Source organism: Limosilactobacillus sp. (assembly GCF_022651205.1).
GTDB lineage: Bacteria > Bacillota > Bacilli > Lactobacillales > Lactobacillaceae > Limosilactobacillus.
The window spans coordinates 94,503-113,025 of sequence record NZ_JALCQI010000002.1 but is presented as its reverse complement, the minus strand read 5'-3'; the positions used below and the strand labels follow the sequence as shown (position 1 = coordinate 113,025).

Annotated in this window: 18 protein-coding genes; 13 read left to right on the top strand and 5 right to left on the bottom strand. The window is 41.5% G+C overall.

What is annotated here, in order from left to right; genetic code table 11:
- Positions 1-63 precede the first annotated feature (63 nt).
- The 3 genes from trpB to LKJ51_RS01360 all read right to left on the bottom strand — a co-directional run bounded on the left by trpB (position 64) and on the right by LKJ51_RS01360 (position 4,986).
- On the bottom strand, positions 64-1,272 hold the full coding sequence (trpB, locus tag LKJ51_RS01370) for a tryptophan synthase subunit beta (RefSeq protein WP_291979687.1): 1,209 nt from the start codon (positions 1,270-1,272) through the stop codon (positions 64-66).
- A gap of 655 nt (positions 1,273-1,927) precedes the next feature.
- On the bottom strand, positions 1,928-3,256 hold the full coding sequence (locus LKJ51_RS01365; protein ID WP_434737666.1) for an aminopeptidase C: 1,329 nt from the start codon (positions 3,254-3,256) through the stop codon (positions 1,928-1,930).
- 110 nt (positions 3,257-3,366) lie between these two features.
- Entirely contained in the window at positions 3,367-4,986 is a 1,620-nt protein-coding gene (locus LKJ51_RS01360; protein ID WP_434737664.1) for a malolactic enzyme, read from the bottom strand.
- 133 nt (positions 4,987-5,119) lie between these two features.
- On the opposite strand from LKJ51_RS01360, the gene LKJ51_RS01355 reads away from it, so the two are divergent.
- Positions 5,120-6,007 carry a LysR family transcriptional regulator gene (locus LKJ51_RS01355; protein ID WP_291979721.1) on the top strand — a complete coding sequence of 296 codons (888 nt, stop codon included), beginning with the start codon at positions 5,120-5,122 and terminating at the stop codon, positions 6,005-6,007.
- A gap of 82 nt (positions 6,008-6,089) precedes the next feature.
- Here the strand turns inward: LKJ51_RS01355 and rpiA are convergent, their stop codons facing one another.
- Both rpiA and LKJ51_RS01345 read right to left on the bottom strand, forming a co-directional pair.
- On the bottom strand, positions 6,090-6,782 hold the full coding sequence (gene rpiA, locus LKJ51_RS01350; RefSeq protein WP_291979722.1) for a ribose-5-phosphate isomerase RpiA: 693 nt from the start codon (positions 6,780-6,782) through the stop codon (positions 6,090-6,092).
- Between the two features lie 18 nt (positions 6,783-6,800).
- On the bottom strand, positions 6,801-7,094 hold the full coding sequence (locus LKJ51_RS01345) for a GNAT family N-acetyltransferase (RefSeq protein WP_291979723.1): 294 nt from the start codon (positions 7,092-7,094) through the stop codon (positions 6,801-6,803).
- Positions 7,095-7,198: 104 nt separating this feature from the next.
- Between LKJ51_RS01345 and LKJ51_RS01340 the strand changes: the two genes are divergently transcribed.
- The 12 genes from LKJ51_RS01340 (at position 7,199) to rplK (ending at position 18,494) form a co-directional block, all read left to right on the top strand.
- A complete protein-coding gene (locus LKJ51_RS01340) occupies positions 7,199-7,735 on the top strand; it encodes a dUTP diphosphatase (RefSeq protein ID WP_291979724.1) in 537 nt (178 codons plus the stop codon).
- A gap of 172 nt (positions 7,736-7,907) precedes the next feature.
- Entirely contained in the window at positions 7,908-9,287 is a 1,380-nt protein-coding gene (radA, locus tag LKJ51_RS01335; protein ID WP_291979725.1) for a DNA repair protein RadA, read from the top strand.
- Positions 9,288-9,307: 20 nt separating this feature from the next.
- On the top strand, positions 9,308-10,468 hold the full coding sequence (locus LKJ51_RS01330) for a PIN/TRAM domain-containing protein (RefSeq protein WP_291979726.1): 1,161 nt from the start codon (positions 9,308-9,310) through the stop codon (positions 10,466-10,468).
- A 111-nt stretch (positions 10,469-10,579) separates the two neighbouring features.
- Positions 10,580-12,238, top strand: coding sequence for a formate--tetrahydrofolate ligase (locus LKJ51_RS01325; protein ID WP_291979727.1), 1,659 nt, complete (start codon positions 10,580-10,582; stop codon positions 12,236-12,238).
- Positions 12,239-12,863: 625 nt separating this feature from the next.
- Positions 12,864-14,282: a cysteine--tRNA ligase gene (gene cysS, locus LKJ51_RS01320; RefSeq protein WP_291979728.1), complete on the top strand. Its 1,419-nt coding sequence runs from the start codon at positions 12,864-12,866 to the stop codon at positions 14,280-14,282.
- A 15-nt stretch (positions 14,283-14,297) separates the two neighbouring features.
- Complete coding sequence (locus tag LKJ51_RS01315; protein WP_291979729.1) at positions 14,298-14,711, top strand: Mini-ribonuclease 3; 414 nt, start codon at positions 14,298-14,300, stop codon at positions 14,709-14,711.
- Entirely contained in the window at positions 14,701-15,447 is a 747-nt protein-coding gene (gene rlmB / locus LKJ51_RS01310) for a 23S rRNA (guanosine(2251)-2'-O)-methyltransferase RlmB (protein WP_291979730.1), read from the top strand. Before LKJ51_RS01315 ends, rlmB begins: the two co-directional genes overlap by 11 nt.
- 571 nt (positions 15,448-16,018) lie before the next feature.
- Positions 16,019-16,588, top strand: a complete 570-nt coding sequence (locus LKJ51_RS01305) for an RNA polymerase sigma factor (RefSeq protein WP_291979731.1) — start codon at positions 16,019-16,021, stop codon at positions 16,586-16,588.
- A 143-nt stretch (positions 16,589-16,731) separates the two neighbouring features.
- Positions 16,732-16,881 (top strand): 50S ribosomal protein L33, encoded by a 150-nt coding sequence (rpmG, locus tag LKJ51_RS01300; RefSeq protein WP_291979733.1) that lies wholly within the window; start codon positions 16,732-16,734, stop codon positions 16,879-16,881.
- 16 nt (positions 16,882-16,897) lie between these two features.
- Positions 16,898-17,074, top strand: coding sequence for a preprotein translocase subunit SecE (gene secE, locus LKJ51_RS01295; RefSeq protein ID WP_003717524.1), 177 nt, complete (start codon positions 16,898-16,900; stop codon positions 17,072-17,074).
- A gap of 119 nt (positions 17,075-17,193) precedes the next feature.
- On the top strand, positions 17,194-17,739 hold the full coding sequence (nusG, locus tag LKJ51_RS01290; RefSeq protein ID WP_291980045.1) for a transcription termination/antitermination protein NusG: 546 nt from the start codon (positions 17,194-17,196) through the stop codon (positions 17,737-17,739).
- A gap of 329 nt (positions 17,740-18,068) precedes the next feature.
- Positions 18,069-18,494: a 50S ribosomal protein L11 gene (rplK, locus tag LKJ51_RS01285; protein WP_003717526.1), complete on the top strand. Its 426-nt coding sequence runs from the start codon at positions 18,069-18,071 to the stop codon at positions 18,492-18,494.
- The last annotated feature ends 29 nt before the right edge of the window (positions 18,495-18,523 follow it).

Sequence of the window (18,523 nt, the reverse complement as noted above, 5' to 3'; positions counted from 1 at the left end):
AACGCATAAAACACGCCCTCAGCATTTTATTTCTGCCGAGGGCGTGTTTAGCAATTTATAATTCTATTCTTGTTCACCCAAATAATCCGCCACTTGTTGGACATCCTTATCACCACGACCAGAGAGATTAATCATTATTAGCTGATCCTTATCCATTTGCGGTGCAATTTTGATTGCTTCAGCAATTGCGTGAGAACTTTCTAGTGCGGGGATGATCCCTTCTAACTTGGAAAGAAGTTGGAATGCTTCTATCGCCTCATCATCAGTAATCGCATAATATTCTGCTCGATTAATATCTTTAAGCATTGAATGTTCTGGGCCGACACCAGGATAATCAAGGCCAGCGGAAATGGTGTAAACAGGTAGTGGCTGACCATTTTCGTCTTGAAGGAGGTAGGATTTCATTCCATCATTAATTCCTACGGTTCCGTTGGTCATCGTTGCGGCGTTTTGTGATGTTTCCGCACCCTTACCTGCACCTTCCGCACCAATTAATCGTACTTGAGGATCGTCGATGAAATTGTTAAACGCACCGATTGCGTTAGAGCCACCGCCCACGCAGGCAATTACAGCATCGGGTAACCGACCTTCTTTATCAAGGAATTGTTGCCGAGCTTCATGACTAATTACACTTTGAAAATCACGAACCATTTCAGGATAAGGGTATGGACCAACAGCAGAGCCAACCAGGTAGTACGTATCTTGGTAATTTTGTGCTAAGTCTGTAAGAGCAGCATGGATCGCGTCTTCGAGAACTCCTTGGGGTCCGCCAGCTGCTTTAACCTCTGCACCCATTAGACGCATCCGGAAAACATTTAATTTTTGCCGGTCGGTATCTAATCCGCCCATATAGATCTTGCATTTCAAACCTAATTTTGTGGCAGCGGCAGCAGTAGCAACCCCGTGTTGACCAGCTCCAGTTTCGGCAATGATTCGTTTCTTGCCCATCCGTTTGGCTAATAAAATTTGTCCTAAAACATTATTAATCTTATGAGCTCCAAGGTGATTCAAATCTTCACGTTTTAGATAAATTTTGGCACCACCAAGGTATTTTGTTAATCCTTCAGCATAGTAGAGTGGGGTTGCACGGCCGGCATAGTCGCGAAGTAATTCCGCTAACTCAATCCGAAATTGTGGGTTGTGCTGGTATTTCTTGTAATAGTTGGTAACTTCATCTAGTGCAGGCTTGATTGCATCTGGGACATATTGGCCGCCAAATTCACCATAATACATTGTTTCTTCTGCTTTAGCATTGATTTCTTGATTATTCATAAATTCCAAACTCCTTTTATGTGGGCGAGCCTGGACACTATGCAAAAAAAGTCCCGACGATCTCTACACCATCGGGACATCATTATTAAAAACGATTGCCCTAGTGCAGACTCTTTTGATTCAACGTCAAAATGTGAGCCTACACTAGTTGTAGTCTCACTTAGTCAGCGCCAGGCTTGCCAAAGTTGCTTTAACATAACAATCGTTCCTTTCGTTTGAAGTTACAGGTATCATATTCTAATTAGAAATAAATGTCAATCTATTATTGAAATTTAATGATAGATATTCTGAATGTAGATAACAAACTCCCTCCTAGATGCTTTTAGTATCCAGGAGGGAGAAATTGTGCTGTGTCTTGTCCGAGTTTCTACTGCAGCATAGTCAAAACGTTGGAGTGAACCAGAAATTGATTTATCAATTTCGTCTGTGAACCCACGCAAGGATGAGTAGGTTTTTGGCTATCAACTTGTTGATGACAAAAGCCACTCAGCCACTGCGCTTCGCCCGAGTTTCCTTCTACTATTACACAGCCTAGATCTGCTCGCCAGGGACTTGCTAGAGTTAACGACCTTCTGGCTAGACGTGACAAGTCACGCCCTCGCCAGAAGAAATCGTTAACCAACCGCAAGTCCTCTGCTGGCTCGCACTCTTTTTCCTATGCCAACGTTCCCATTGGGTCCCAGGGCTTGAGGACGATGGGATCTTGGGCTTGGGCCTGCTTGAGTTTGTCACTAAGGTATTTCTTGTTAACGACGATTTGGTAGCAGTATTTATCCATCCAGGCATCGCTCATTACAAAATATCCCTTAGTTCCGACTTTTGGTCCCCAGGAATTTTCGACTTTCCACTTAGTTGGCTGGTCGTTTACTAGATCAACACCAGTAAGGACCATTGCGTGATCCATCATACTTTGACTGTAATCAAGTGCGTCGGCCTTGGTCATGTCAAGGTCGGTATCGAATAGTTGAGAATAGTCGTAGGTGTTAAGGGCCATGATCCCAAGCTTAGTTTCGGAGTATTTAACGACATCCGAACCAAACCAAACACTTTCGCCAGCTTTTAGTTGATCGATTGCGAGCTTTTTAAATTCGGCCATTGGTAGGTTAAGGTGCTTGATTTGCCGTCCACCAACGACATTGCCAAGCATATCGATAGTATAAGTCTTGTAGTATTCCTTATCAGCAGTTGGCGCTTGAATGATTGAAATATAGTCATCTAGGTTCCAGCCAACGTACTTCTTAAAGAATTCTTGTGGCGTAATGTTTTCGTCATGGTGAAATTCATTATCCTTCTTTGTCCGGTATTCAAAGTCAAAATGACTAGCTGGTTCACCAAAAGCATATGCTAGCATCCGGTAAACGTCATTTAACATTTCCTTCCGTTTAGCAGTAACGGCTTCTTCAGTAGCGTGATCTTCGTTAATCATCTTCCGAAGAATTACGGCATCGTGGCGAAGCTTGTTATTTAGTAGGGAGTTAATTCCGTTAGAACGGTTTGAATTAAATGATTCAGGCATTGCGGACTTTGGCATTACCCCATACTTTTCAATTAGGGCACAGAGCATATCCCATTGGCCACCATCAGATTGTGGAGCTTCCATTAACCAATCGATCTTGCGGTCACCAGTAGGGAGACTTGCGGTTTTAATAACGTTTTCGTAAAAGTAATTGGCCTTTTCAAACTTATCCCAGAAGAATTGGTAGGATTGAGAAAGTTCAAAGTTATCTGGTAGGTTGAACCGGTGTTGCATGTCATGACGCATTGTGTTTAGGGCAGCAAACATCCAGCAACGACCAGATTGTTTTTGGTCAGCAACATCCCCTGTCTTGAGATCAATTGAAAAATGCGGGTCGTTATCAGCAATTGAATGCCAATTAAAACTAGCAGCGTTAACACCGTTCTTAGTAACGGCATTTTCAAGGACACTGCTTTCTTTTCGGTTATGGTAATCGCGATGAAAATCATTAATTGCTGAGTCAGTAATATTAAAACTCACAATAGTTCACGCTCCTTAAATAAGTATTACTTAATATTATAGTGATTTAAAAACAGAAAAGCGAGACTATGGCTTTTTAGTCTCGCAATAAAACTCAATTAATATTTTGCTTCCCAGGTCATCTTTTCGACTGCTTTTTGAGCATCCTTGGCAGATGAAAGGCCTTGATCGATTGCGGATTGGGCAACCGCAATGGCAACCGTCTTGGAGAACTTTGCCATATCCTTAACAGGAGGAAGAACCGCAGCACCAGGTTGATTGGGGTCAACCAAGCCGACAAGGGAATGGGCAGCAGCTGCAAGCATCGCATTATTGATTTGCTTTGCTTCAGTTGCAATTGCCCCAAAGCCAACTCCTGGATAAATTAAAGCGTTGTTGGCCTGGCCAATATTATAGGTTACCCCGTTGTAGTCAATATCTTCGACTGGAATACCGGTAGCGACTAGTGCTTTACCATCTGTCCATTTTAGAAGATCATCTGCCCGTGCTTCCGCAAGCTTAGTTGGGTTTGAAAGAGGGAAAATGATTGGGCGTTCAGTATGAGCAGCCATTTCCTTAACGATTTCTTCAGTAAAAGTTCCGGGTTGTGTAGATGTCCCGATCATTACTGTTGGGTGGATTGCCTTAACAACTGCTGCTAAGTTCGTTAGTTCATCAGCGTTAGTAAATTCGCTTCGTTGGCGAGTAAATGGCTTTTGCTTAGGTGTTAAGCCTTCAGTATCGTCAAAGAGAAGGCCTTGCTTGTCGACTAGGTAGAAGTGCTTCTTAGCTTCAGTCGGATCCATTCCTTGCCGAACCAACTCGTCAAACAACATTTTAGCGATTCCCATTCCGGCACTTCCGGCACCGAACGTTAAGAATTTTTGGTCAGCCAACTTTTCTTTGGAAATATTTAGTGCACCGAGGACTCCAGCAAGGGCGATAATCCCGGTTCCTTGAATATCATCATTAAAGGTCAAAATTCGATCGTGGTACTTATCAAGAATTCGTGCTGCCGTTCCCCGACCAAAATCCTCAAAGTGTAAGAGACTCTTTGGGTAAAGTTCTTCAACGGTGTCGACAAACCGATCAATAAAGTCAAAATATTCTTGACCAGTAATTCGGTGATGACGTTCACCAAGATAGTTAGGATCATTTAACAAGGTTTCATTGTCAGTTCCGGCATCAATAGAAATCGGCAGAACTTGGGAAGGATTAACACCAGCGGCTGCGGTATAAACCATTAACTTCCCAACAGCGATGTCCACGCCATCAACACCCCAGTCACCAATTCCGAGGATCCCCTGTGAGTCGGTAACAACAATCAGGCGAATATCACGATCAGCGCTAACGTTTTGCAAGCTTTCCTTAATGTCCTCTGGATGTTTAACGGAAAGGTAAACAGCATCTTGAGGGCGAAGGTAACGTTCATTATATTTTTCGATTGATTCTGCAATGACGGGATCATAAACGATTGGCATCATTTCAGTAATGTGTTTCTCCATTAAGTAAAAGAAAAGTGTTCGGTTAGCGTTGAAAACTTCCATCAAGAAGTGACGCTTTTCAATTCGTGATGACTTACTCTCGTAAAGTGCGTAGGTATCAGCTTCTTGTTCTTCGATTGTCTTAACACGCGGTGGAAGAGTACCAATTAAGCCCAACCGTTTGCGTTCCTCCATGGTAAATGCGGTTCCCTTATTTATAAATGGATTATTAAGAATCGCCATTGCATCTGTCATTATTCAAGGATCTCCTTTAATTTGGTTATTTGTAATTTTAATGATAGGGATAACGTAAGTTTATAGTCAAATATGTGTTATCCTATAAATAAAATTGATACACCCAAATTAAAGACTGATTTTAAGGACAAAAATGAAAATTAAAGATTTAGAATATTTTATTGAACTAGTAAAAAAGAAAAATTTTTCGGTGGTTGCTGAGCACTTTCACGTTAGTCAGCCAACGATCACAATGGCGATTAACCGACTAGAGGAAGAGTACGGAACGACCTTCTTTGTTCGTGATCATGTCCACCACCAAATTGAGGTTACCCGGATTGGCCAACAGTACGCTCAACATGTGCGAACTATTTTGAATGAATTAACTGTTGCCCGCGAAGAAATTGAAAACGCCAAATTAAATAAGATTCGGTTTGGCTTACCACCGATTATCGGTAATTATTATTTCCCACCGCTTACTCCCGAATTGTTGCGGGCGCGTCTAATTGATAAGCTCGAAGTTACGGAAGCAGGCTCGGAAAGTTTGTTACAAATGTTGCTACGGGGTGAACTTGATATGGCACTATTGGGTTCGGCTAGTTCTCTTCAACAGCCAGAACTATTAGTTAAGGAACTAGATCAATACCCGTTTCAAATTATAATGAGTCGGGATAATCAATTAGCAGACAGGGCAGCCCTGAGTTTTAGTGATCTTAAAGGACAACAGTTTATCTTACCAGATGCTGACTTTATCCACGAAAAAGCCTTCAGAAAGATGTGTCGTGGGGCACATATCCGACCTCAAGTAATTTACAGGACCAACGATATTCATATCATCAAAAATATGGTTGCGGAAAACTTGGGAATTTCTTTTTTAACTAAATTAGCGATTACGCCTAACGATCGACTAGTCAATCTTTCGTTAACGGATCAAGGTCAACCGTTATTTCACCTTTCTCTGGTTGCCCGTCATAACGAGATCTTGTCACCTGCTAAGAAAAAACTATGGGATTTAGTTCTTAAATACGCTGCTAGTAAATAATGGGGAAATGAAAAAGAGATCGAGAAATTTTGAATTTCTCGATCTCTTTTAAGATCATTTTTAATTTTTACTGTTGTGTATATTATGGACGGGCATGAAGGAACTTTGACCCATTTTGGGTTCCCACAAGAACATCATTTACTTGGTTTAAGAATAAGCCATCTTCAATTAAGCCAACCATCCCGATTAATTCTTCGTGGAGAGCAAATGGGTCGTTGATGTCTTCAAGATGCAAGTCAATGATGAAGTTTCGTTGGTGTGTCCGGAACTTATCGCTGTTATCTGGAAGCATCCGCCATGTTGGGTTATAACCACGCCGAGCCAGCTTAGTAAAGAGGTGTTGGCTTCCGTATGGGGTTACTTCAACTGGTAATGGGAAAGCACCAAGGTGGTGGACTAATTTTGATTCGTCAACGATCCACATTACGTGATCGGAGTAATTTGAAACGATCTTTTCCCAAAGAAGCGCGCCACCGCCGCCTTTAATTCCTTGAAAATCGTCACTAATTTCATCAGCACCGTCAATGGTTAGATCGATATGATCAACATCATCAATTTCTTCAACCTTGATTCCAAGACCTTGAGCTTGACGGGTAGTCCTGTTCGAAGTAGTAACACAGACAATATCTGTTAAATCGCCATTCTTAACGCGTTCGCCAAGAGCTTCTACTAAGCAATGAACGGTAGTCCCAGTTCCGAGACCGACAACCATTCCTGGGTGGATATACTTAACAGCTTCACGGCCAACTTGTTGTTTTAGCTCATCTTGATTCATGAGTTTCCTCCTTAAGTTTTAGAAACGATCTTCAGGTAACAGTAAATGTTGGTATTCAGGATGTGCCTTGAACTGTTTTACAGCATAGGGACACATTAATTTAACGGTTAGTTGTTGTGCAGTGGCATATTTAACAAACCGGCTTACTAACTCTGCCGCAATTCCTTGACCCCGATAGTCAGGATGAACGAAAACTCGTTCAACGACTACCCGATCAGATTCCCCCGTTACTTTCGGGAAACTAATCTCGCCAACAAAGGGTTGCTTTTCATCACTTGCGATAATCCGGTTTTCCTCAACCTTGTAATCCATTTGACCACATCCGTTCTGAATCAATTCATTGTAAAGCAATACCATAAATCCTATATCTATTTTATAATAAGTAGATAGTTTATAAAAAGGATTAGGTGATATAAATGAAACGCGGATTTAAGATTGTTTCTCGTAAACGGGATCAGGGACTTCATTTACCAAGCCGGCAGACAGCTAGTGCGGCGGGCTATGATTTTGAAGCTGCGGAGGATTTTGTCCTTCCCTCAATCTGGAAAGGAAACTTTCTCAAGATCCTGTGGAAACTACACCAACAGTCAAAGGTGACTGATGATGAGCTTAAAAACGCTGATCAATGTCTTAAACCGTACCTTGTACCAACTGGTATTAAGGCTTATATGCAAGATGATGAATTTTTGCTACTAGCAAATCGTTCTAGCGGTCCGCTGAAGCGCCGATTAATCTTGCCAAACGGTATCGGAATTGTGGATGCGGATTATTATGACAACGATAGTAATGAGGGTGAAATCCTTATTCAACTCATTAACTATGGCTTGACAGATTACCACATAAAGAAAGGTGAGCGAATCGGCCAAGGAATCTTTATGCCATTCCTCATTGCTGATGATGAAAAACAACCACTCGCACAGCGGGTCGGCGGTTTCGGCTCAACCAAAAAGTAATATAGCAAATCCTGAATAAAATCGGAATAAATTTAGGCGAATTTTTCCAAAATCGGCTAAATTTTTGCTGGTGGAGCGGTCCAATACGCTTAAAAAAAGTGATTGGTAGGGCGCACTTTTATTTCAGGATCGTTGTTAGTAAGTAAGATAAATAAAAGAAAGGATGGCATTAATGGCCAGAGTTAAGACACAGTATGTTTGCCAAAATTGTGGTTATAGTTCGCCACGTTATTTGGGGAGGTGCCCAAATTGTGGTGAATGGAATACGTTAGTTGAAGAACAGGTTCAATCTTCGAGCACCAGTGCAAGCACCAAAAGACCAACGACGACTTTAACTGGATTAGTCGCAAAACCACAAAAAATCGGTGAGATTAATAGTCATGAAACGCCACGGGTAAAAACTAAGCTGAATGAATTAAACAGGGTTCTTGGTGGTGGAATTGTCCCCGGCTCACTAATCCTTATTGGTGGTGATCCCGGAATTGGAAAATCCACACTACTTCTTCAAGTTTCGGGGCAGCTTTCAAGTGAGCACCACCGTGTTTTATACGTTTCCGGTGAAGAGAGTGCCACCCAAATTAAAATGCGGGCGGAACGGTTAGATGTCGCTGCAGATGACTTCTATATTTATCCAGAAACAAATATGGATAGCATCAAGGACACTATCCGAGAGTTAAAGCCAGAGTATGTTGTGATTGATTCCGTTCAAACGATGCAAGCAACTGATGTTACATCAGCAATCGGAAGTGTTTCCCAGATTCGTGAAGTGACGGCACAATTGATGCAAATTGCCAAGAGCAATAACATTACCATCTTTGTTGTGGGACACGTTACTAAGGGTGGTGCAATTGCTGGACCGAAGATCTTGGAACACATGGTGGATACGGTTCTTTATTTTGAAGGAGATCTCCACCATACGTACAGAATCTTGAGGTCCGTAAAAAACCGTTTTGGTTCGACAAATGAGCTTGGGATTTTTGAGATGCATACGAATGGCCTATCAGAAGTTCAAAATCCTTCAGAGATTTTCCTTGAGGAACGTTTAAAGGACGCAACTGGTTCAGCTGTTGTGGTTTCACTAGAGGGAACCCGACCAATTTTGGTTGAAATCCAAGCATTGGTGACACCGACTGTTTATGGTAACGCCCAGCGAACCGCTACCGGTTTGAACAGAAATCGGGTATCATTGATTATGGCAGTACTTGAAAAGCGGGCAAACTTAATGTTGCAGAATCAAGATGCCTACCTTAAAGCTGCTGGTGGTGTAAAGCTAGATGAACCAGCAATTGACTTGGCGATCGCAATTAGTATTGCATCAAGCTATCGTGATAAGGGGACTCAAGCAACAGATGCCTTTGTGGGTGAAGTTGGTTTAACGGGTGAGATTCGTCGGGTTAACCGGATCGAACAACGAGTTGCTGAAGCCCAAAAACTTGGCTTTAAACGGATCTTTGTCCCTAAAAATAACTTGAAGGGCTGGCAAGCACCAACGGGGATTGAAGTTATTGGTGTGACCACCTTACGTCAAGCATTACGACTTGCACTAGGCTAAATATAAAGGAGGGTTGTAAAATGCGAAAACGAATTATTCGATTGATATATGTAGTTGTTGGGGCTGCAATTGGCTTCTATTATTTGCCATTATTTTGGGACTTGATCAATATTCATTTAAGTGACGCATTATTTGTCTTTATTGACGTTATTCTAGGGGCACTTATTTTCTTCTTGTTGTCCTTGCCACTTGCAAAGCCAACTGAACAACTTGTTGTCAGGATTGAAAAAAGCCTGACAAAGTTAAGCCCAGTATATCTATTCTTCGGAACACTGCTAACAATTGTCAGTTTAGTATTAGCGGTTTTGATTTCCATTCCGCTTTGGCGAACCGGGATCCCAGTTGTTAACAACGTCTTACCGATCCTGTTAATGATTGTCTTTAGCTATTTTGGTTATCGGATCGGGACCACACGATTGGACGATTGGAAGAACCTCTTATCTGGACACCGTGTTCGGCCAAAGAACTCGAATACGCAAGTAATTGACCAGAAGGATGAGAATTACCATCATTACAAGATCTTGGATACGAACATTTTAATTGATGGTCGAATTTACGATTTAGTTAAAACCGGTTTTCTTGAAGGAACATTGCTAGTTCCCAACTTTGTCCTTTATGAGCTTCAATACATTGCGGATTCTGGCGAAAGCATTAAGCGAGTCCGTGGTCGTCGTGGCTTAGACATTTTGAATAAGTTACGAAAGGAAAAGATTGTGCCGATTGAAATGTATGATGGTGACTTTGAGGATATTCCAGAAGTTGATAGTAAGCTGATTGCGTTAGCCAAAAAAGTTAACGGAGTGATCGTCACTAACGACTATAACTTAAATAAGGTTATTCAATTCCAAAATGTTCAGGTCTTGAATATTAATAACTTAGCGAAGTCGCTTCGTCCACGAGTGCTCCCTGGTGAGACGCTAAATGTCGTCGTTGTTAAGAACGGGACCGAGCGACAACAGGGTGTTGCCTACCTTGATGATGGAACGATGGTCGTGGTTGAGGATGGTCGCTACTTTATGAATAAGCGGATTGAAGTTGAGGTCACTAGTGCATTGCAAACCGATGCTGGACGAATGATCTTTGCTCGCCCGCTCCATTCACAACGGGGGATTAACGAAAAAAATAGCGAGTCAGCAGATCACGACCAAAAAACCACAAAATCTAGTAATAAGACTAAATAGTGGTTTACAAATACAGAATAATCAGATATTCTAGACACCGTAAGAGTTATTTCTTAACTTTAACGGTGCTTTTTTATAAAAAGTTCGTATTTTAGATAGGAGCGGATTGAAATGACAGATATAGAGATTGCTGATCAAGCCACCCTTAAGCCGATTAATCAGATTGCTGAGTCGATTGATTTAAGTGATGACCAAATTGAACAATATGGTAAGTACAAAGCTAAGATTTCATTACCCGTTGCTGAAAAGGCCGGAAAAAAGCATAAGTTAGTTCTTGTGACGTCAATCAATCCGACTCCAGCTGGTGAAGGAAAGTCAACAGTTCTCGTTGGACTAGGGGATGCCTTAAACCAATTAAACCATCAAACGATTATTGCAATGCGTGAACCATCAATGGGACCCGTTTTTGGAATTAAAGGTGGTGCTACTGGTGGAGGTTACAGTCAGGTAATTCCGATGGAAGACATCAATTTGCACTTTACCGGTGACCTTCATGCGTTAACTAGTGCTAATAATACCTTGGCTGCTTTGATTGATAATTATGTCATGCGGGATAACAAGCTAAATCTAGATCCACGACGAATTATTTGGAAGCGGGTTGAGGATGTTAATGATCGAGCACTACGGAACGTTATTACTGGTCTTGGTGGAATTATGCAAGGAATTCCGCGTCAAACCGGATTCGATATTACGGCTGCTTCAGAGTTAATGGCAATCCTGTGTCTCTCAACAGACTTAATGGATCTCAAGAAGCGGATTAGTAAGATCGTTGTTGGTTACACTTATGATCGGGAACCAGTAACAGTTGGCCAACTTGGCTTTGAGGATGCCATCACCATTTTATTGAAAGACGCAATCAAGCCAAACCTCGTTCAAACGCTTGATCACACGCCTGCAATTGTTCACGGGGGACCATTTGCTAATATTGCTCATGGTTGTAACAGTATCTTAGCGACCCAAACTGCTTTGAAGTTAGCTGATTATACCGTTACAGAAGCTGGCTTTGGTGCTGACTTAGGTGCCGAGAAGTTCCTTGATATTAAGCGTCCTGTATTGGGGAAGAACCCAGATGCAATTGTGATCGTTGCAACGGTTCGAGCACTTGAATATAACGGTGGTGCCAGCCTTGATGAAATTAAAGAAGAACAACTTCCTGCATTGGAAAAGGGAATTGTTAACTTAAACCGGCACATTAAGAATATGCAACGCTATGGCTTGCCGGTAGTAGTTGCAATTAACCACTTTATTAATGATACCGATGCCGAGGTTAAATTTATTGAGGATAATTGTAAGCGGCTTGGCGTTAACGTTGTCGTTGCTGATAGTTGGGCTAAAGGTGGACAAGGTACCCAAGCGCTTGCTAAAGAAGTTGTCCGCTTAGCCGATCAACAAAGCGATTTTAAGCCACTTTATGATATTAGTGACTCAATTGAAGAAAAGGTAAACACAATTGCCAAAACAATTTATGGAGCCAAAGAAGTTTCGTTTAGCAAGAAGGCCAAGAAGCAATTAAAACAATTCGCTAAGTTTGGCTGGAATGATCTTCCCGTCTGCATTGCCAAGACTCAGTATTCATTTACTGATGACCAAACTCAACTTGGTGCTCCAACCGACTTCACCTTCCATATTCGTGAATTCGTTCCGAAGCTCGGTGCCGGCTTCATCGTTGCCCTTTCAGGTAACATGATGACCATGCCCGGCCTTTCCAAGACTCCCGCTGCCGTTAACATGTCCATCGACGCCCAAGGAAAAATAAAGGGGTTGTTCTAGAAAAAGAGTGCGAGCCCGTTAAAACCTTCCGGTGGCTAACGATTTCTCCACCGAACGGCGTTTTGCCGTCGGAGGTGGAGGTCGTTAGCTCGAGGAAGGTTAGGGCGAGCCGATCTAGGCCATGTTGCAGTAGAAGCGGTCGTGGCGAACAGTCCTCGACTCTGTAGCTTAGAAACTCGAGGAAGGTTAGGGCGAGCCGATCTAGACTCTGTTGCAGTAGAAGCGGTCGTGGTGAACTCCTCGACCATGTCACATCAGCATACACAACACACAAAAAAGGCGAGAAAAGTCCGAAAACTTTTCTCGCCTTTTTTACACACTACCTACAAACAAAAAGAGATAGCTAGGATAGTGCTATCTCTTGAGGAGTATTATGAGGACTTGGGGGATCCTCATATAAATTATTTTTTCGGTTACTATTGGGAGGAGTAATTGAAAAATAATAGGTTTCATTAGTAGTAAAGTTGGATATCTTTACTACGCTTTATATACTATCAGGAGAATGTGAAGAAATTGTGACGATAAAGTAAAAAAAGTTTTTCCTTAGAAAAAATAACCGACAATACGTTTAATTAGCTAGATATGTTAGTATTAATGGGTATAGAAGTGAAAGGAGCAGACAGTCATGCTAACAATATATAACACATTGACCCGTAAGCAAGAAGAATTTAAACCGCAAACCCCAGGAGTTGTTAACATGTATGTCTGTGGCCCAACTGTGTATAACTATATCCACATTGGGAATGCTCGATCAGCAATTGCCTTTGATACGGTTCGACGATATCTTGAGTTCAAGGGATATAAGGTGAATTATGTCTCTAACTTTACCGACGTTGATGATAAGATGATTAAGGCTGCTCATGAACAAGGAATTACTGTTCCTCAGTTAGCAGATAAGTACATCAAGGCATTTATGGAAGACACTAAGGCAATTAATATTGAGCCAGCAACAATGCATCCGCGGGCAACCGAAAACATTCCTGAAATTATTGAGTTTGTTCAGGGATTAATCGAAAAGGGCTATGCGTACGAGAACGATGGTGATGTTTACTATCGGGCACGGAAGTTTAAGCATTATGGACAACTATCTGGACAGTCAATTGATGATTTAGAAGTTGGTGCTAGTGAGCATGTTAGCGCTGATGAAGTCAACAAGAAGGAAGATCCGATGGACTTTGCCCTCTGGAAAGCAGCTAAGCCAGGTGAAATTAGCTGGGATTCTCCTTGGGGAAAGGGTCGTCCCGGTTGGCATATTGAGTGTTCAGTAATGTCAACCAAGTATCTTGGTAAGACGATTGATATTCACGGTGGTGGTCAGGATTTGGAATTTCCTCACCATGAGAATGAAATTGCACAAAGTGAAGCGGAGACTGGTCAAAAATTTGTTCGTTATTGGATGCATAACGGATTTGTTACCATCGGAAAAGATAACGAAAAGATGAGTAAGTCTTTACATAACTTCATCACTGTTCATGACATTATTAAACGGGTTGATCCACAAGTGCTGCGGTTCTTTATGGCAACAACTCAGTATCGGCGGCCAATTCAGTACAGTAAGGATAACCTTATTGACGCCAAGAATAACCTTGAACATATCCAAACTGCATTTGATAATTTAACGTACCGACAAGGGGATGCTCAGGAAGGCAACGATTCAGTGGTTACTGAAAAATTGGCTGACTTCAGGCAAGCATTCGTTGAAGCAATGGATGATGATATTAATGTTCAGAATGGGATTACAGTTGTTTACGAATTAGTTAAGTATGCCAACGTTTACGCTCAACAGGATCAGGTTAAGTCAGAAGCACTAACCGAGATCAAAGACTTAATTGCTGAGTTAGTTGCAATCTTCGGTGTAAAATTAACTGCAAGCAACAATGAATTAAATGATGATCACATTCAAGCATTGATTGATGAACGGAATGAAGCACGGAAAAATAAAGATTTTGCCCGAAGTGACCAAATTCGTGATGAATTAAAGAATCAAGGAATTATTCTTGAAGATACGCCACAGGGGACACGGTTTAAGCGAGTTAAGAAATAGACTGGAAGGAATTTAATGGAACAAGCAGATTATCGACAATTGAATGGAATTGCCCTTGCTTACTTGGGGGATGCCGTTTATGAAGTATTTATTCGTCAGCACCTTTTGAGTACTGGCTTAGCTAAGCCAACTAAGCTGCAACACATTGCGACTCATTATGTTTCTGCTAAGGCTCAAGCAGCATTGATTGACCTGATGAAGCAGGATGATATCTTGAATGAAGATGAATGGGCCTACTTTAAGCGAGGACGGAACGCTAATAGTCATACTCATGCAAAGCACACTTCCGTTTTAACTTACCGGATTTCGACCGGTTTTGAGGCGATGATGGGCTATCTCCAGTTAGCTGGTAAGCAGGAACGGGTTACCGAATTAGCAGAGTGGTGCATTCAGCAGGTTGAAGCAGGGAGAACACGACATGAAAAGTGAAAACAATGATTTTATTATTGGCCGTCATCCGGCTGTAATGGCATTAAAGTCTGATCAAGAGATTAACAAGGTCTTTATTCAATCAGGCCTAAAGTCCGATGCCATTTCACAAATTATTAAATTGGCTAAGGAAAAGCATTTGGTAATTTCAAACGTACCGAAGACCAAACTGGATCAGATGAGCGATCACCAAAACCACCAGGGGGTTGCTTTAGCAGTTGCAGCGTATCATTATGCAACGATTGACGATCTGTTTGATAATGCGGCTAAGCATGAGGAAGACCCGTTTTTCCTGATCTTAGATGAGCTGGAAGACCCGCATAACCTTGGCTCAATAATTCGGACCGCCGATGCTGCGGGAGTACATGGGATTATTATTCCTCGGCGTCGTGCGGTTGGGCTAACTTCCGTGGTGGCAAAGACTTCTACGGGAGCAATCGAACATGTTCCTGTTGCTCGGGTTACTAACCTTGTGCAAACGGCGCAAGAATTAAAGGATCGCGGAGTATGGCTTTTTGGTACTGATATGAAGGGAACAGATTATCGGCGCTGGAATGCTAAGGGGGCCGTAGCCTTAGTAATCGGTAATGAAGGAAAGGGCATTTCTCAATTATTAAAGAAGAACTGTGATGAAATGCTGACAATTCCAATGATTGGTCACGTTCAAAGCTTAAATGCCAGTGTTGCAGCTAGCCTGTTAATTTATCAGGGCTTTAATTCACGACATCCATTGTAAAGATTGATAACGTTATGATATGAATGTTTATCATAGCGAGTTAGAGATTGGTATCTTTGCCGGTCTCTTTTTTGTTTAGTTGATTTAAGAAAGTCACCTCACGGGATTAAGTGAATAATTAAATAAGAAAATTTTTTTGAATTATAAAATTGACCATAACAAAAGATAATGGTGTAAATGATACAAATGTCTCTTTTAAATTCATGGGGGTCAACGATAATTGTATTAATTAAATAATATTAACCTCAGAATTATATTTTGATAACTATCATTTGAATAGTTGTTCAACAAATCACAATAAAGTACTATTCAAATTAAATAAAATTTGGTAGATTATTTTCAGGCATTAATCACCAAGAGTTGGTGGAATTAGTATCAGGAACCAATACTAAGAACCTAATTCTTCCTGGTAATAGGATGGAGATCCTATTTGTCAGGCAACGAACTGAAAGTGGGTTACCTTCTTGACGAACAAGGAACCCATGCTCAGAAAATGAAACAAATGCGATCGCAAAGTGGGTGGGAAAGCCAATTCAAGAAAGGTAATACTTAACAAATGAGTTGAGTTAGGATGATGATGAAAAATCAGTCAGCTGATCTCAAATTACTCAACCAAGCACAATTTGGCGATGAGGATAAGTTTATGGCTTTATATGATTGTTATTCTTCACTAGTTAAGCGACTTTGGCAAAGATACTATATTACTGAGCTAGAATTTGAAGACTGGTGTCAAGAAGCCCAGCTCGTATTGCTAAAGGTTATTTATTCTTATGATGGTAGGGATATCCATCAATTTAGCGGCTTTTATAAGCAGAGTTTGGTTAATCGGTTACTTGATTTATATCGTTCGCAACAGGCAAATAAGCGGATCCCAGTTGAACAGTTAGAACTACTGGGTGGGAGCAGTAATGAAGAACTGCTTGAAGGAGAAAACTCACCTGAAGGAATCGTTTGTTGCCATCAGAGTATTGAAGAGATTATTAGAATTAGTTCACCTTTTGAACGACGGGTACTATCAATGATTGTTACCGGGAAGTCAATTAAAAATGTTTGTCGGGAATTACATTGTAGTAAGCGTCAAGTCCAAAGCTCACTTTCGCGGAGTAGGACTAAGTTAGTCAGAATTTTGACGGGTGAATGATCTAATAGGAGATATGTTCGGAAATTATTAATAAAACTGAAATTATAAAAGGGACCTTGGTATTAAGTTACCGGGTCCCTTATTGATAGACTTGTTTTAGTAGAGAGAACATGCTAATCTAAAATGTATGTGGAGGTGGAAGTATGTCCCAAAAGAAAGTTGCGTTGGAATGTACAAAATGTGGCGCTCATAATTATGTGATTACCGCCAATCCTCAACGATCAGAACGATTAGAATTAAAAAAATTTTGTAAACATTGTGGAGAGTATACTCTGCATCGTGAAACTCGATAATTAGTTGGAGGAAATTATGCATTTGTTTCGTTTTATTAAAAGCGTAAATCATGAAATGAAACTGGTTGTTTGGCCAACAGCTCGTGAGAACCGGCGTGATACAACCATTGTTATTTCTTTAACGCTGTTCTTTGTCCTATTTTTTGCCTTATTCGATTGGCTAATTCAACTTTTGATGAAGTTATTTGTCTAAGCAGTGGTCAAACTATAATAGATTTGCTATACTAAAAGCAGCAAGCTTCGTGGGGATCCGCGAGGTTTTTTATTTTGAATTTGAAAATGAAAGTGATTTTTACTTAAGGAGGATTTATCGTGGAATCAAACGAAAAGCGTTGGTACGTCTTACATACATACTCTGGCTATGAAAACCGGGTTAAGAGTAACTTGGAATCTCGTGCGCAATCAATGGGAATGCAAGACTATATTTTCCGGGTTGTTGTTCCTGAAGATGAGGTTCGACAAGTTAAGGATGGTCAGGCAAAGGAAATCGTTGAAAAGACTTTCCCTGGTTATGTTTTAGTAGAAATGGTAATGACTGACCAAGCATGGTATATTGCACGGAATACCCCAGGGGTTACTGGTTTCTTAGGTTCACACGGTGGTGGTTCTAAGCCAACGCCATTGCTTCCTGAAGAAGTTGACCGGATTATGAAACGGATGGGTGTTCAAACCGTTCAACACGATATTGATGTTAACGTAGGTGACAGCGTAAAAGTTATCGCCGGTCCATTCGCTGATTTAACCGGTAAGGTTACCGAAGTTGATCACGAAAAGATGAAGCTAAAGGTTAACGTTGAAATGTTCGGCCGCGAAACTTCCGCCGAACTTGGCTTTGACCAAATTGATACGGTAGAATAAAAAGAGTGTGAAGCCGTTAAAACCTTCCGGTGGCTAACGATTTCTCCACCGAACGGCGGTATGCCGTCGGAGGTGGAGGTCGTTAGCTCGAGGAAGGTTAGGCTGAGCACGTTTTGGCTATGCTGCAGTAGAAGGAAAATTCGGACGAGCTGATTCCATACCGCGGTAGAACACAGCCGCTCACCCAATAAAACTCATTTTTAAACTATTACCTTGAATTTTAATAATAAATGTGGTATTTTACCTAGGTATGCTATTAAACATACTGTGGGAGAGGTAAATTTACTGCCTCATCATGACCACAACACGGACTAAGGAGGTTTTGTCTCGTGGCAAAAAAAGTAGCTAACGTTGTCAAGTTGCAAATTCCTGCCGGTGCTGCTACACCAGCTCCACCAGTAGGTCCTGCACTTGGACAAGCAGGTATTAACATTATGGGCTTCACTAAGGAATTTAACGCTCGGACAGCAGACCAAAAGGGTATGTTGATCCCAGTTGTTATTACCGTATATGAGGACCGTTCATTCGACTTCATTACTAAGACGCCACCTGCTGCTGTCTTACTGAAGAAGGCCGCTGGTGTTGAACACGGTTCCGGTGAACCTAACACTAACAAGGTTGCATCTGTAACCAAGGCTCAAGTTAAGGAAATCGCCGAAACTAAGATGCAAGATCTAAACGCCGCTGATGTTGAAGCAGCTATGCGCATGATCGAAGGTACTGCACGGAGCATGGGCTTCACTGTTGAAGACTAGTTCTAAGTAGCAGTCCGGATATCCTATTA

What these genes read in the sequence shown, in the direction of transcription:
- trpB (WP_291979687.1), bottom strand. Translation starts at nt 1,272, where the DNA reads ATGAATAATCAAGAAATCAATGCTAAAGCAGAAGAAACAATGTATTAT.
- LKJ51_RS01360 (WP_434737664.1), bottom strand. Translation starts at nt 4,986, where the DNA reads ATGACAGATGCAATGGCGATTCTTAATAATCCATTTATAAATAAGGGA.
- LKJ51_RS01355 (WP_291979721.1), top strand. Translation starts at nt 5,120, where the DNA reads ATGAAAATTAAAGATTTAGAATATTTTATTGAACTAGTAAAAAAGAAA.
- rpiA (WP_291979722.1), bottom strand. Translation starts at nt 6,782, where the DNA reads ATGAATCAAGATGAGCTAAAACAACAAGTTGGCCGTGAAGCTGTTAAG.
- LKJ51_RS01345 (WP_291979723.1), bottom strand. Translation starts at nt 7,094, where the DNA reads ATGGATTACAAGGTTGAGGAAAACCGGATTATCGCAAGTGATGAAAAG.
- LKJ51_RS01340 (WP_291979724.1), top strand. Translation starts at nt 7,199, where the DNA reads ATGAAACGCGGATTTAAGATTGTTTCTCGTAAACGGGATCAGGGACTT.
- radA (WP_291979725.1), top strand. Translation starts at nt 7,908, where the DNA reads ATGGCCAGAGTTAAGACACAGTATGTTTGCCAAAATTGTGGTTATAGT.
- LKJ51_RS01330 (WP_291979726.1), top strand. Translation starts at nt 9,308, where the DNA reads ATGCGAAAACGAATTATTCGATTGATATATGTAGTTGTTGGGGCTGCA.
- LKJ51_RS01325 (WP_291979727.1), top strand. Translation starts at nt 10,580, where the DNA reads ATGACAGATATAGAGATTGCTGATCAAGCCACCCTTAAGCCGATTAAT.
- cysS (WP_291979728.1), top strand. Translation starts at nt 12,864, where the DNA reads ATGCTAACAATATATAACACATTGACCCGTAAGCAAGAAGAATTTAAA.
- LKJ51_RS01315 (WP_291979729.1), top strand. Translation starts at nt 14,298, where the DNA reads ATGGAACAAGCAGATTATCGACAATTGAATGGAATTGCCCTTGCTTAC.
- rlmB (WP_291979730.1), top strand. Translation starts at nt 14,701, where the DNA reads ATGAAAAGTGAAAACAATGATTTTATTATTGGCCGTCATCCGGCTGTA.
- LKJ51_RS01305 (WP_291979731.1), top strand. Translation starts at nt 16,019, where the DNA reads ATGATGATGAAAAATCAGTCAGCTGATCTCAAATTACTCAACCAAGCA.
- rpmG (WP_291979733.1), top strand. Translation starts at nt 16,732, where the DNA reads ATGTCCCAAAAGAAAGTTGCGTTGGAATGTACAAAATGTGGCGCTCAT.
- secE (WP_003717524.1), top strand. Translation starts at nt 16,898, where the DNA reads ATGCATTTGTTTCGTTTTATTAAAAGCGTAAATCATGAAATGAAACTG.